The sequence below is a fragment of the uncultured Georgenia sp. genome, assembly GCF_937958535.1.
Taxonomy (GTDB): domain Bacteria; phylum Actinomycetota; class Actinomycetes; order Actinomycetales; family Actinomycetaceae; genus Oceanitalea.
The window spans coordinates 1-12,614 of record NZ_CALGNQ010000258.1 but is presented as its reverse complement, the minus strand read 5'-3'; the positions used below and the strand labels follow the sequence as shown (position 1 = coordinate 12,614).

The window sequence follows — 12,614 nt, the reverse complement described above, 5'->3', positions numbered from 1 at the left end:
GGGAAGGGTCAGGGTGATCCAGGTGGTGGTTCAGCCTGACTCTCTGCGACACACATATCTCTGGCCGGCCCTACCTGACGTCGACGGCGCGCCACCTGACGCCGACCGGCACCCTACTTGACGTCGACGGGCAGGGAGCGGCGGTTGCCGCGGCGCGGGCGGTCGGGGTTGGTGCCGGCCGCCTTGAGGTCGGCGCGCAGGTTCTTCGGCAGCGAGAAGGCGATGTCCTCCGTCGCCGTGCGGATCTCCTCGACCTCGCCGTAGCCGAGCTCACCGAGCCGGGTGATGACGTCGCGGACGAGGATCTCGGGCACCGAGGCGCCGGAGGTCAGGCCCACCGTCGTCGCGCCCTCGAGCCAGGCCTCGTCGATCTCGTCGGCCGTGTCGACCCGGTACGCCGCGCCGGCACCCGCCTGGAGCGCCACCTCCACCAGCCGCACCGAGTTGGAGGAGTTCGCCGACCCGACGACGATGACGACGTCGGACTCCGGGGCGAGCTTCTTCACCGCGACCTGGCGGTTCTGCGTGGCGTAGCAGATGTCGTCGCTGGGCGGGTCCTGCAGCTTGGGGAAGCGCTCCCGCAGGCGACGCACCGTCTCCATGACCTCGTCCACCGACAGCGTGGTCTGGGAGAGCCACACGACGTTGTCCGGGTTGCGCACGACCACCTGGTCGACCTCGTCGGGGGAGTTGACCACCTGGATGTGGTCCGGCGCCTCCCCCTGGGTGCCCTCGACCTCCTCGTGGCCGTCGTGGCCGATGAGGAGGATGTCCATGTCGTCCTTGGCGAACCGGACGGCCTCCTTGTGCACCTTGGTGACGAGCGGGCACGTGGCGTCGATCGTCGCCAGGTTGCGGGCAGCGGCCGCGGCGTGGACCGCCGGGGACACGCCGTGCGCGGAGAAGACCACCCGGGCTCCCTCGGGCACCTCGTCGGTCTCGTCGACGAAGATCGCCCCGCGCCTGCTCAGCGTCTCGACGACGAACTTGTTGTGGACGATCTCCTTGCGGACGTAGATCGGTGCGCCGTAGTGCTCCAGCGCCTTCTCCACGGCGTCGACGGCCCGGTCGACACCCGCGCAGTAGCCGCGCGGGGCCGCGAGGAGGATCCGCCGTCCCGGCACCGCCTCGGCACCCGGCGTGCGCGCAGGGACGGCGTCGGGGAACGCGGAAGCTCCGGCGAGGGACCGGACCTCGGGGCGGTCCGGCGAAGCCTGGGCAGCAGAAGGCACGGTAGTCACAGGGCCAGGGTACGATGCGGCGCCCGGAACGTCGCCTTTCCGGTGGCATGCTGTGAGGGATGCGACCCGACGTCCCCCTCCCCGAGCGTGCCAACCAGACGACGCCGGAGCGTCCCTGGCCGGTCCGCCTGCTGTCGACCAAGATCGCCGAGTACGTCGCCCGGATGTCACCGCTGTGGGTCGAGGGCCAGATCGTCCAGCTCAACCGCCGCCCCGGCGCCGGCATGGCCTTCCTGACGCTGCGCGACACCGACGTCGACATGTCCCTGGCGGTGAAGATCTTCGCCCGCGACCTGCCCGACGTCGCCGAGGGCGCCCGCGTGGTCGTCCACGCCAAGCCGGACTTCTACCTGAAGAACGGCTCGCTGTCCCTGCACGCCCGGGAGATCCGCGCCGTGGGGCTCGGGGAGCTCCTCGCCCGGATCGAGCAGCTCAAGCAGGTGCTCGCCGCCGAGGGGCTGTTCGCGGCCGAGCGCAAGATCCCGCTGCCCTTCCTGCCGCGCGTGGTCGGGCTGATCTGCGGCCGGGAGTCCAAGGCCGAGCACGACGTCGTCGTCAACGCACGGGCCCGCTGGCCCGGGGTGCGTTTCGAGATCCGGGAGGTCGCCGTCCAGGGCGTGGGCACGGTCGCCCAGGTGAGCCGGGCGATCGCCGAGCTCGACGCGCTGCCGGAGGTCGACGTCATCGTCATCGCGCGCGGCGGCGGGTCGGTCGAGGACCTCCTGCCCTTCTCCAACGAGCAGCTCGTGCGGGCGGCCGCCGCCAGCCGCACCCCGATCGTCTCCGCCATCGGGCACGAGACCGACACCCCGCTCCTCGACCTCGTCGCCGACTACCGCGCCTCCACCCCGACCGCCGCCGCCAAGCGGGTGGTCCCGGACGTCGCGGAGGAGCGCCGCACGCTGCTCGTCGCCCGACAGCGCCTGCGGGCGAGCATCACCGGCCGCCTGCGCGCCGAGCGCGCCCTGCTCGACTCGCTGCGCTCCCGCCCCGTGCTCGCCGATCCGACGACGATGGTCACCACCCGCGAGCGGGACGTCGCGGCGCTCCTCGACACTCTGCGGCAGACCACGACGGCGCACCTCGAGCGGCACACCCTCGCCGTCGACTCCCTGCGCCGCCACCTGCGCGCTCTGTCCCCCCTCGCGACGCTGGAACGCGGCTACGCCGTGCTGCGCACCGCGGACGGGCACGTCGTGCGCGACGCCGCCGAGGTCACCGCGGGCCGGCTGCTCGACGCCCGGGTGGCGCGCGGCCGGCTGGCGGTGGAGGTGCGGTCCGCGCACCCGGAGGCGACACCCGGCTCTGCCACACTGGAGCCATGAGCACCCCCGACGTCGAGTCCCTCTCCTACGAGCAGGCCCGGGACGAGCTGCAGGACGTCGTGCGGCGGCTGGAGACCGGCGCCGCCTCCCTGGAGGAGTCGATGCAGCTGTGGGAGCGGGGGGAGGCGCTCGCCGCCCGCTGCCAGCAGTGGCTCGACGGCGCCCGGGAGAAGCTCGAGCAGGTCCAGCAGGCGACCGCACCCAGCCCGGAGGAGGAGTGAGCCAGCCGCACGTGCTCGTCGTCGGGGAGAGCCTCATCGACATCGTCGAGCGGCCCGGCCACGAGCCCGCCGAGCACGTCGGCGGGAGCCCGGCGAACGTCGCGGTCGGGCTGGCCCGCCTGGGGCGGCCGGTGGAGCTGACGACCTGGTTCGGGCGCGACGCCCGCGGCCGCCGCATCCGGGAGTGGCTGGAGGCCGACGGCGTCGTCGTCACCGCCGGCTCGGACGGCGCGCAGCGCACCTCCACGGCCCGCGCGCGCCTCGACCCGACCGGTGCCGCGGACTACGACTTCGACCTGTCCTACGACGTCCCCGACGCCGCCCCGACGGCGCGGCCGGCGCACGTCCACATCGGCTCGATCAGCGCCACGATCGAGCCCGGCGCCGGCAAGGTGGCCCGGCTCGTCACCGCCCTCGCCCCGACGGCCACGGTGAGCTACGACCCCAACGCTCGGCCCGCGATCATGCCCGGCCCGGCCGTGAGCCGGCGGCTCGTCGAGGGGCTCGTCGCGCGGGCCGACGTCGTCAAGGTCTCCGACGAGGACATCGCGTGGCTGGCGCCGGGCGAGGACGTCGCCGACGTGCTGCGTGCCTGGGTGGCACTGGGCCCGGCCCTCGTCGTCCTCACCCGCGGCGGTGACGGGGCGCTGGCCCTGACCGCGTCCGGGGACGAGGTGGCGGTCACCGCGCCGCGGGTGAACGTGGTCGACAGCGTCGGGGCGGGCGACTCCTTCATGGCCGGCCTGCTCGACGGGCTGGCCCGCGCCGGGCTGCTCGGCGCCGAGCGCCGCGAGCGGCTGCACGCCGTGCCCGCCGGGACCGTGCGCGACGTGCTCCAGCACGCCGCCCGGGTCGCCGCCGTCACCGTCTCCCGGGCAGGGGCCGACCCGCCCACGGCGGCCGAGCTCGCCGCGCTGCCGGACTGAGCCGCACCGCCCCTTCAGATCACCGGGGCGCCGTCCTCCAACACCTCCGTCACCAGGGCCGCGATGGCCGAGCGCTCCGAACGGGTGAGCGTGACGTGCGCGAAGAGCGGGTTGCCCTTGAGCATCTCGACCACCGCCGCGACGCCGTCGTGCCGGCCCACCCGCAGGTTGTCGCGCTGGGCGATGTCGTGGGTGAGGACCACCTTGGAGTGCTGCCCGATCCGGGAGAGCACCGTGAGCAGGACGTTGCGCTCCAGGGACTGCGCCTCGTCGACGATGACGAAGGCGTCGTGCAGCGAGCGGCCGCGGATGTGGGTGAGCGGCAGCACCTCGAGCAGGCCGCGGGAGAGCACCTCGTCGAGCACGTGCCGGTCGACGACCGCGGAGAGGGTGTCGAACACCGCCTCCGCCCAGGGGTTCATCTTCTCGGTCTCGGTGCCCGGGAGGTAGCCCAGCTCCTGGCCCCCGACGGCGTAGAGCGGGCGGAACACGATGATCCGACGGTGCTCCCGGCGCTCGAGGACGGCCTCCAGCCCGGCGCACAGCGCGAGTGCGGACTTGCCGGTACCCGCCCGGCCGCCGAGAGAGACGATGCCGATCTCCGGGTCGGTGAGCAGGTCGATCGCCACCCGCTGCTCGGCGCTGCGCCCGTGCACCCCGAAGACCTCCCGGTCCCCCCGGACCAGGGCGAGCGTGCCGTCGGGCCGCACCCGTCCGAGCGCGGAGCCGCGGCCGGAGTGGAGGACCACCCCGGTGTGGCACAGCTCGTCGAGGAGGTTGTCGGCCATCGCGAGGCCGGCGATGTCGAGCCGCTCCTGCCCGAACAGGGTGGCCATCTCCTCGTCGGTGAGGTTCGCCGTCGTCATCCCGGTCCAGCCGGACTCGACGACCTGCTGGGCCCGGTACTCCTCGGCGCGCAGGCCGACGGCAGAGGCCTTGACCCGCATCGGCAGGTCCTTGGAGACGACGGTGACGTCCCTCCCCTCGGCGGCGAGGTTGGCCGCCACGGACAGGATGCGGGTGTCGTTGTCGCCCAGCCGCATCCCCGAGGGCAGCACCTCCGGGTCGGAGTGGTTGAGCTCCACCCGCAGCGTGCCGCCGTCGGTGCCGACCGGGACGGGGACGTCCAGGCGGCCGTGGTGGACGCGCAGGTCGTCGAGGAGACGCAGCGCGGTGCGGGCGAAGTAGCCCAGCTCGGGGTGGTGGCGTTTGGCCTCCAGCTCGGTGACGACGACGATCGGCAGGACGACGTCGTGCTCGGCGAACCGCCCGACGGCGTAGGGGTCGGAGAGCAGCACGGAGGTGTCGAGCACGTAGGTCAGGCGCTGGGCCGCGGCCTGCGGCGCGGCGGGCAGCTGCGCCTGCGCGAGGTCGGCGAGCGGGTCCGACCGGTGGGTGACGGTGGTCATGGGGGGCTCCCTGCGGCGCACCGACGAGGGACGGGGGCGCCGGGCGTGGCGAGTCGGACGGGGGACCTGCCGGCGGTGGGGCCGGCGGCCCCTCCTGCCTCCAGCGACGCAACCATCGGCGGGCCTCCCGGAGGGCGGCGGGTGTGCCGCCCGTCACACCGCACGCTAGGGCCGCTGCACCCGTGACGAGGGGCGACACTCCCGGGCAGGGGGCACTTCGTGCCGGGAGTTCACCGGCTCGTCACCCGCCGGACATGTCAGCGGCCCATCCGCCGCTCACGCTGGGCGTAGTCGCGCAGGGCGCGGAGGAAGTCGATGTGCCGGAAGTCCGGCCAGTACGCCTCGCAGAAGTAGTACTCGCTGTGGACGCTCTGCCACAGGAGGAAGCCGCCCAGGCGCTGCTCGCCGGAGGTGCGGATGACGAGGTCGGGGTCGGGCTGACCCTTGGTGTAGAGGTGGTCGGCGATGTCCTCGATGCTCACCGCGTCGGCGGCCTCCTGCAGGCTCAGGCCGCGCTCGGCGTAGGAGGCCAGGAGCGAGCGCACCGCGGCCGTGATCTCGTAGCGTCCGCCGTACCCCACCGCGACGTTGACCCCCATGCCGGTGACGTCGGCGGTGCGCTCCTCGGCGCGGGCGAGGCGCTGCGCCACCGGCTCGGGGAGCAGCTCCAGCGCCCCGACGACGCGCAGCCGCCACCGGCCGGAGTCGGCGAGCGTGTCCACCGCCCCGGCGATGATCTCGAGCAGCTCGGCCACCTCGTCCGGGTCACGGTGGAGGTTGTCGGTGGAGAGCATCCACAGGGTGACGATCTCCACGCCCGCCTCCTCGGACCAGCCGAGGAGGTCGGCGATCTTGTCGGCCCCGCGGCGGTGGCCGTGCGAGGCCGGGTTGCCCAGGGCGCGGGCCCAGCGCCGGTTGCCGTCGAGGATCACGCCGATGTGTCGCGGGGTGGCCGACCGGTCGAGGTTGCGGGCGAGACGTCGCTCGTAGAGCCCGTAGAGCAGGCGAGGGGGCCGCATGGTCGTGGCGCACTCCTGTCCGACGGCGGTGGGGTCGGGGTCAGGCTACTCCCCGGCCGGGCTCCGCCCGGGCCGGGCACCCCCTCCACGACCGGAGGTTACGGTACCGTAGGTTCGTCCGTCGCCCCGGTTCGGAAGGAGGGGTCGATGAGCCCCGACGCCACCCCCGACCCGCTGCGCAGCGCCGCCGACGCACTGGGCGAGCGCGCCGACGCGCTGGCCGCTGCGGTCAAGCCCCGGCTGCGCGGCTGGATCCACGCCGGTATCGCGCCGCTGGCGCTGGTGGCCGGCGTCGTCCTCGTCGTCCTCGCGCCGCCCGGGAGGGCGACCGTGTCGACGGCGGTCTTCGCCGCCTCGGCCGTCCTTCTCTTCGGGTGCAGCGCGGTCTACCACCGCGGGACCTGGTCGGCGCGGGTCGCCGCGGTGCTCCGCCGACTGGACCACTCGAACATCTTCCTGCTCATCGCGGGCACCTACACGCCACTGGCGGTGCTGCTCCTGCCCGAGGACACCGCCCGGGTGCTGCTCACCGTGGTGTGGGTCGGGGCGCTCGCCGGGATCCTCATGCGGGTGTTCTGGCTGGGCGCACCGCGCTGGCTCTACGTGCCGATCTACCTCGCCCTGGGCTGGGTCGCGGTGTGGTTCCTCCCCACGTTCTGGCGCACCGGCAGCCCGGCGATCGTGTGGCTCGTCATCGCCGGAGGCCTGTGCTACACCGTCGGCGCCCTGGTCTACGGCACGAAGCGGCCCAACCCCAGCCCGCGCTGGTTCGGCTTCCACGAGATCTTCCACGTCGGCACCGTCGGCGGGTACGTGTGCCACTTCGTCGCGGTGGCACTCGCCGCGGCAGCCGCGGCCTGACCCGCCGGGCAGACCGCGCCGCGGGAGGTCAGCGGACCGGACCCGGGCCCGACCCGGGCGCCGCGTCCTCCCCGGACGGGGCGTCCTGCCCCGGAGCGACGTCCGGCCCGGACGGCGTGGGCTCGCCGGACGGACCGCCCTCCCCCGGCTCGGCGGCCGCCGCGGCCTGCTCACGGCGCAGCGTCTCGTGGTCGACCCGGCGCATGTGCTTGACCAGCGACCGGAACAGCAGCCACCCGGCGAGCGCCAGCGCGAAGAACGCGATGAACCCTCCGATCCCCGGGGTCACCGTGTAGATCGTGTGCTCGGTCGGGGTTGGGCTGGGCGACGGCGTCTGGGCCGCCAGCACGAGCAGCGGTCCGAGCAGGGGCGAGGTCACGCGACCAGCCTACGCAGCCCGGCGAAGAGGTCGTCCTCCGGCAGCTCGACCGGGACCCGGGAGTGGGCCAGCTCGAACTGCTCCCACGGCCACACCTCTCGCTCGATGTCGCGGGGCACCTCGAAGAAGAAGCCGTCGGGGTCGATCTGGGTGGCGTGGGCGCGCAGGGCCTCGTCGCGTCGCTCGAAGTACTGCTCGCAGCGGATCCGGGTGGTGACGGTGCGCTGCGGGCGCCGCGAGGCCCGCTCGAGCCACTCCTCGAACGGCGAGACCAGCCCGCGCTCCTCCATCGCCGCGGAGATCGCCCGGATCCGGTCGACGGAGAAGCCGACGTCGTAGTAGAGCTTGGAGACCTCCCACGCCGGGCCGGCGTCGGGGAACTGCTCGGGGTCGGCGGCCGCGTGGTAGGCGGCCACCGAGATCTCGTGGCAGCGGATGTGGTCGGGGTGCGGGTAGCCGCCGTTCTCGTTGTACGTCGTCATGACGTGCGGGCGGAAGCTGCGCACCTCGCGGACCAGGGCCTCCACGGCCTCCTCCAGGGGCACGAGGGCGAAGCAGCCCTCGGGCAGCGGCGGGGGCGGGTCGCCCTCGGGCAGGCCGGAGTCGACGAACCCGAGCCACACGTGCTCGATGCCGAGCGCCTCCGCGGCGGCGGCCATCTCGCGCCGCCGGTAGGAGGCCATGTCGTCGAGGATCGCGGTCTCGTGCGCCAGCTTGGGGTTGAGGATCGAGCCGCGCTCACCGCCCGTGCAGGTGACCACGCGGACGCGGTGGCCCTCGGCGACGTACTTCGCCATCGTGGCGGCACCCTTGCTCGACTCGTCGTCGGGGTGTGCGTGCACCGCCATGAGGCGCAGCTGCTCGCTCACTTCTCCATCTCCTCTGCTCGGGCCGCCCACGATTCTCGCCCCCGCTGCTGCCGCGGAGCAACGCGATAGCCCGGGGTGGACAATGGACGGCGTGACATCCGACGACGACACCCGGGCGGCTCTCGAGGAGCGCTACGGACCGACCCCCGACGCCGCGACCCGACGGCGCCGCCGTCTGCTGCTCGTCGTCCTGGCCGTGGTCGCCGTCGTCGGGTTCGTCGTGCTCGCGGTGATCACCACCGACGAGGCCGTGCACACCGACGACGTGGGCTTCTCGGTGGTGGACGACTCTGCTGTCGAGGTTACCTTCATCGCCCACATGGACCCGGGCACGACGGCGGAGTGCACCGTGCTGGCGCTGAACGAGACCTTCAACCAGGTGGGGGTCGCGCGTGTGCCGGTGGGCCCCTCCGAGGGCCGCAGCACCCTGGTCACGGCGCGCGTCGCGACCTCCGAGCCCGCCGCCGGGGCGCGCATCGCCGGCTGCCGCGCGACCGCCGACGAGGTCGGCTGAGGGAGAAACTTCCCCGGGTGGTACGACCGTTCGACGGGTTCTTGCTATTCTTCCCTCATCGCCCCGCGCGGCGAGCAGCGTTGCGTCCGTCGTTGCGGCGCGCGTTGGGAGGACAGGACCCCTGGAAGCCTCGGCCCGTTCGAGCGGCCGGGGCTCATGATTTTTGTTGGAGGAGGAGACGTGGCCGAGACAGCGACCACCTGGCTGACCGCGGAGGCGTACAACCGCCTGAAGGCGGAGCTCGAGTACCTCACGGGACCCGGCCGCGCCGAGATCACCGAGCGTATCGAGGCCGCCCGCGCCGAGGGAGACCTCAAGGAGAACGGCGGCTACCACGCGGCCCGCGAGGAGCAGGGCAAGATGGAGGGACGCATCCTCCAGCTCACCGAGCTGCTGCGCAACGCCCAGGTCGGTGAGGCGCCGGCGGACGACGGCATCGTGGAGTCCGGCATGGTCGTCACCGCGACCATCGCCGGGGAGAAGGAGACCTTCCTGCTCGGCTCGCGCGAGGCCGCGCAGGACGTCGACATCGAGGTGTTCTCGGAGAGCTCCCCGCTGGGTGCCGCCATCGTCGGCAAGAAGGCCGGCGAGAAGACCTCCTACGTGGCCCCCAACGGCAAGTCGATCTCGGTGGAGATCCACGAGGTCAAGCCGTTCACCGGCTGAGCCCGACCTCCGGCGGGGCACGCGCGGCAGCGGCCGCGGGTGCCCCGCCGTCGTCTATCCCACCGACTGGTAGATGATCCCGTAGCCCGCGGCGCGCAGGGTGGCGAGCACCTCGCGGCAGTGGTCCAGGCCCTTGGTCTCGAGCTCGACGCGGAGGCGGACCTCGGCGACGCCGAGGTCGACGGCGGTGCGGTCATGGCTGATGCTCACGACGTTGCTGCCCGCAGCGGCGATGCTGCCGAGCAGCTCGGCGAGCGAACCGGGCTGGTCGGGGACACGCACCTCCATCTGCAGGTAGCGGCCGGCCGCGACGAGCCCGTGGCGCAGGATCCGGTACAGGACGAGGGTGTCGACGTTGCCGCCGGAGAGGATCGCCACCACCGGGCCGGGCAGGTCGACGTCCCCACCGAGCAGCGCGGCGACGCCGGCGGCGCCCGAGGGCTCGACGACGAGCTTGGCCCGCTCGCTGAGCACGAGCACCGCCCGGGCCAGCGCCTCCTCGCTGACCGTGCGGACCTCGACGCCGTACGCGCGCGCCAGACCGAGGGTGAGCTCGCTGGGGGCGGGCACGGCGATGCCGTCGGCGATGGTGCCGAGCTGCCGCAGCGCCACCGGGTGCCCGGCGGCGAGCGACTCGGGGAAGGCGGCAGCACCCTCCGCCTGGACCCCGACGACCCGGGCGGCGGAGCCGCGCGCCCGCACGGCCGCCGCCACGCCCGCGAGGAGCCCGCCCCCGCCCGTGGGGACGAGGACCGTCCCGACGTCGGGAACCTGGTCGAGCACCTCGAGGCCGAGCGTGGCCTGGCCGAGGACGACGTCGCGGTGGTCGAAGGGCGGGATGAACACGCGGCCGGTCTCGGCGGCCTCCCGCTGCGCGGCGGCCAGGGCACCGCTGAGGTCGGTGCCCACCTGGCGCACCTCCGCGCCGTAGCCGCGAGTGGCGGCGAGCTTGGGCAGCGCGGCGTTCTGCGGCATGTAGACGACGGCGGAGATGCCGAGCTCACGGGCGGCCAGCGCCACCCCCTGGGCGTGGTTGCCGGCGCTGGCAGCGACGACGCCGCGGGCCTTCTCGGCGTCGGTGAGCCGGGCGATCCGCACCGACGCGCCGCGGAGCTTGAAGGAGCCGGTGCGCTGGAGGTTCTCGCACTTGAGCACCACCCGGACACCGGCGACGTCGCTGAGCGAGGCGCTCTCCTCGACCGGCGTGCGCGTGGTCACGCCCTCGAGCAGGGCCGCAGCCTCCTCGATCTCGGCGAGGTCGATCCCGACCGTCATGGGCCGCTGCCCGCTCCGGGTTCCCGGCCGGGGCCGGCGTCACGGGTGGCCGGCTCGGACGCGTCGACCGAGGCGTGCTCGGCCGCCCGGTCCTCCTCCGGGTCGGCCGTCGTGCGCTCGAAGGAGTCCTCGATGGAGCGGAAGAGCGTGCCCGGCGGACCGCCGGGGCGGTGCCAGTCGGTCGCCACCCGTGGGTGCTTGTCGTGGCCGTGGAGGTAGAGGACCACGGTGTTGACGACGGCGGCGATCGGCACGGCGAGCAGCGCACCGAGGACGCCGGCCACACCCGTGCCGGCGGTGACGGCGAGGAGGACGGCGACCGGGTGGAGCGAGACGGCGTTGCCCATGAGCCAGGGCTGCAGGACGTTGCCCTCGATCTGCTGCACGAGCAGGACGATGGCGAGCATGATGACCGCCGTCTGGACGTCCTGGTCGACGAGCGCGACGAGGACGGCGACCGACCCGCTGACGAGGGCACCGACGATCGGGATGAAGGAACCGAGGAAGACGAGCGTCGCCAGCGGGAGGACGAGCGGCAGCCCGAGGATCCAGGCGCCGATCCCGATGCCGACCGCGTCGACGAAGGCGACGAGGATCTGCGTGCGGGCGTAGCCGCCCAGCGTGACCCAGCCGCGGATCCCCGCCTCGTTGATCCGCTCACGGGCGCGGGCGGGGGCGAGCCGGACGAACCACTGCCAGATGTGGCGGCCGTCCTTGAGGAAGAAGAACAGGCAGAAGAGCGCGATGACGGCGCCGGTGATGACCTGCGTGACGGAGGTCGTGGCGGCCAGCGCCCCGGAGATCAGCGCGTCGGAGTTGGACTCCAGCTGCGCCAGCCCCTCGTCGAGCCAGGTCTGCAGCTGCTGCTCGTCGATACCCAGCGGGCCGTCGGAGAGCCAGGAGACGAGCTCGTTGAAGCCCTGGACGGCCTGGTCGGCGAGGTCGGCGAAGCCGACGATGACCGACCGTCCGGCGGCGGTGAGCAGCCCGACGACGAACAGCAGCGCCCCGACCAGCGTCGCCGCCGAGGCCAGCGTCCGCGGGAAGCGCAGCCGCTTACGCAGCCAGGTGGACACCGGCTCGAGCAGCACCGCGAGCAGGATGGCGACGACGAAGGCGACGACGACCGTCTTGAAGGTGATGATGAGGTAGCCGAGGAGCGCGGCGGCGGCGGCGATGACGAGGATCCGCCACGACCACGCCGCGGCGGCCCGCACCGCGTAGGTCACCGAGTGCTCGGCCGGGTCGGCGTCGTCCCGGCGAGGTGTGTGGACGACCGCCACCGGGACCGGGTCGGTGTCGCGGCGGTTGGCGGTGATCCGGGATAGCCACCCGGCCGGCTTGTCGGTCATGGTCCCCGCATTCGGTGAGGTGGGAGGGTCGAGGCCCAGCCTACTGAGTGGGTGTCCGCCGGCAGCCGCACGCGCGCGCCCCCGGGCGGCTCGGAGGGAATACTCAGGTTCGTGTGGTGTTGTCATCAGTAGCGCCGGCTGCCGTCCCCCCGCGGCAGTCGGCGCCCCACTCTCCAGGAGGTCGGCTTGATGTTCTTCCGCCCCACACCCCGCATGGTCACGGCCGAGGAGGCCCTGCCCGGGCGCGCCGCCCCGGCCTTCACCGTGCCGGAGCGGCACGAGGTGCTCGGCACGCCGCTGCGTGGTCCCTGGCCCGAGGGCACCGAGGTGCTCTACGTCGCGATGGGCTGCTTCTGGGGTGCCGAGCGCATCTTCTGGCGGCTCGACGGCGTCGTCACCACCGCGGCCGGGTACATGGGCGGCTTCACCCCCCACCCGACGTACGAGGAGGTGTGCACGGGCCTCACCGGGCACACCGAGGCGGTGCTCGTCGCCTACGACCCCTCCCGCACCGACCCCGAGCGGCTGCTCAAGGCCTTCTGGGAGAACCACGACCC

Annotated in this window: 14 protein-coding genes; 7 read left to right on the top strand and 7 right to left on the bottom strand. The window is 73.6% G+C overall.

Going from position 1 to position 12,614, the window contains the following annotated elements; translation table 11 throughout:
- Positions 1-113 precede the first annotated feature (113 nt).
- Positions 114-1,124, bottom strand: a complete 1,011-nt coding sequence (locus tag Q0195_RS14035) for a 4-hydroxy-3-methylbut-2-enyl diphosphate reductase (RefSeq protein WP_299279596.1) — start codon at positions 1,122-1,124, stop codon at positions 114-116.
- A gap of 176 nt (positions 1,125-1,300) precedes the next feature.
- Between Q0195_RS14035 and xseA the strand changes: the two genes are divergently transcribed.
- From xseA to Q0195_RS14020, 3 genes are read left to right on the top strand one after another with little or no spacing between them, the layout of a single operon-like run.
- Positions 1,301-2,566 (top strand): exodeoxyribonuclease VII large subunit, encoded by a 1,266-nt coding sequence (gene xseA, locus Q0195_RS14030; RefSeq protein ID WP_299279594.1) that lies wholly within the window; start codon positions 1,301-1,303, stop codon positions 2,564-2,566.
- A complete protein-coding gene (locus tag Q0195_RS14025) occupies positions 2,563-2,787 on the top strand; it encodes an exodeoxyribonuclease VII small subunit (protein WP_299279592.1) in 225 nt (74 codons plus the stop codon). The genes xseA and Q0195_RS14025 overlap by 4 nt, the downstream gene beginning before the upstream one ends.
- Positions 2,784-3,713 (top strand): carbohydrate kinase, encoded by a 930-nt coding sequence (locus tag Q0195_RS14020; RefSeq protein ID WP_299279590.1) that lies wholly within the window; start codon positions 2,784-2,786, stop codon positions 3,711-3,713. Before Q0195_RS14025 ends, Q0195_RS14020 begins: the two co-directional genes overlap by 4 nt.
- A 14-nt stretch (positions 3,714-3,727) precedes the next feature.
- Here Q0195_RS14020 and Q0195_RS14015 read toward each other — a convergent pair whose 3' ends face one another.
- Together Q0195_RS14015 and Q0195_RS14010 are read right to left on the bottom strand one after the other, a co-directional pair.
- Positions 3,728-5,122, bottom strand: coding sequence for a PhoH family protein (locus Q0195_RS14015; protein ID WP_299279589.1), 1,395 nt, complete (start codon positions 5,120-5,122; stop codon positions 3,728-3,730).
- A gap of 257 nt (positions 5,123-5,379) precedes the next feature.
- Positions 5,380-6,141, bottom strand: coding sequence for an isoprenyl transferase (locus tag Q0195_RS14010; RefSeq protein WP_299279587.1), 762 nt, complete (start codon positions 6,139-6,141; stop codon positions 5,380-5,382).
- Between the two features lie 147 nt (positions 6,142-6,288).
- Between Q0195_RS14010 and Q0195_RS14005 the strand changes: the two genes are divergently transcribed.
- On the top strand, positions 6,289-7,002 hold the full coding sequence (locus Q0195_RS14005; protein ID WP_299279585.1) for a hemolysin III family protein: 714 nt from the start codon (positions 6,289-6,291) through the stop codon (positions 7,000-7,002).
- 28 nt (positions 7,003-7,030) lie between these two features.
- Here Q0195_RS14005 and Q0195_RS14000 read toward each other — a convergent pair whose 3' ends face one another.
- A complete protein-coding gene (locus Q0195_RS14000) occupies positions 7,031-7,381 on the bottom strand; it encodes a hypothetical protein (RefSeq protein ID WP_299279583.1) in 351 nt (116 codons plus the stop codon).
- Complete coding sequence (gene mca / locus Q0195_RS13995) at positions 7,378-8,250, bottom strand: mycothiol conjugate amidase Mca (protein WP_299279581.1); 873 nt, start codon at positions 8,248-8,250, stop codon at positions 7,378-7,380. The genes Q0195_RS14000 and mca overlap by 4 nt, the downstream gene beginning before the upstream one ends.
- A 91-nt stretch (positions 8,251-8,341) precedes the next feature.
- Between mca and Q0195_RS13990 the strand changes: the two genes are divergently transcribed.
- Both Q0195_RS13990 and greA read left to right on the top strand, forming a co-directional pair.
- Complete coding sequence (locus Q0195_RS13990) at positions 8,342-8,764, top strand: DUF4307 domain-containing protein (protein WP_299279579.1); 423 nt, start codon at positions 8,342-8,344, stop codon at positions 8,762-8,764.
- Positions 8,765-8,944: 180 nt separating this feature from the next.
- On the top strand, positions 8,945-9,430 hold the full coding sequence (greA, locus tag Q0195_RS13985) for a transcription elongation factor GreA (protein ID WP_299279577.1): 486 nt from the start codon (positions 8,945-8,947) through the stop codon (positions 9,428-9,430).
- A gap of 54 nt (positions 9,431-9,484) precedes the next feature.
- On the opposite strand, the gene ilvA is transcribed toward greA, so the two are convergent.
- Together ilvA and Q0195_RS13975 are read right to left on the bottom strand one after the other, a co-directional pair.
- A complete protein-coding gene (gene ilvA, locus Q0195_RS13980) occupies positions 9,485-10,705 on the bottom strand; it encodes a threonine ammonia-lyase (RefSeq protein ID WP_299279575.1) in 1,221 nt (406 codons plus the stop codon).
- Positions 10,702-12,057, bottom strand: a complete 1,356-nt coding sequence (locus Q0195_RS13975) for an AI-2E family transporter (RefSeq protein ID WP_299279573.1) — start codon at positions 12,055-12,057, stop codon at positions 10,702-10,704. Before Q0195_RS13975 ends, ilvA begins: the two co-directional genes overlap by 4 nt.
- Before the next feature lie 189 nt (positions 12,058-12,246).
- On the opposite strand from Q0195_RS13975, the gene Q0195_RS13970 reads away from it, so the two are divergent.
- Positions 12,247-12,614, top strand: a 368-nt coding sequence (locus tag Q0195_RS13970; RefSeq protein ID WP_299279571.1) for a peptide-methionine (S)-S-oxide reductase, incomplete at its 3' end; no start/stop codon positions are given.

Excerpts from the sequence above, each read along its gene's own strand:
- xseA (WP_299279594.1), top strand. The coding sequence starts at position 1,301 with ATGCGACCCGACGTCCCCCTCCCCGAGCGTGCCAACCAGACGACGCCG.
- Q0195_RS14025 (WP_299279592.1), top strand. The coding sequence starts at position 2,563 with ATGAGCACCCCCGACGTCGAGTCCCTCTCCTACGAGCAGGCCCGGGAC.
- Q0195_RS14015 (WP_299279589.1), bottom strand. The coding sequence starts at position 5,122 with ATGACCACCGTCACCCACCGGTCGGACCCGCTCGCCGACCTCGCGCAG.
- Q0195_RS14010 (WP_299279587.1), bottom strand. The coding sequence starts at position 6,141 with ATGCGGCCCCCTCGCCTGCTCTACGGGCTCTACGAGCGACGTCTCGCC.
- Q0195_RS14005 (WP_299279585.1), top strand. The coding sequence starts at position 6,289 with ATGAGCCCCGACGCCACCCCCGACCCGCTGCGCAGCGCCGCCGACGCA.
- ilvA (WP_299279575.1), bottom strand. The coding sequence starts at position 10,705 with ATGACGGTCGGGATCGACCTCGCCGAGATCGAGGAGGCTGCGGCCCTG.
- Q0195_RS13975 (WP_299279573.1), bottom strand. The coding sequence starts at position 12,057 with ATGACCGACAAGCCGGCCGGGTGGCTATCCCGGATCACCGCCAACCGC.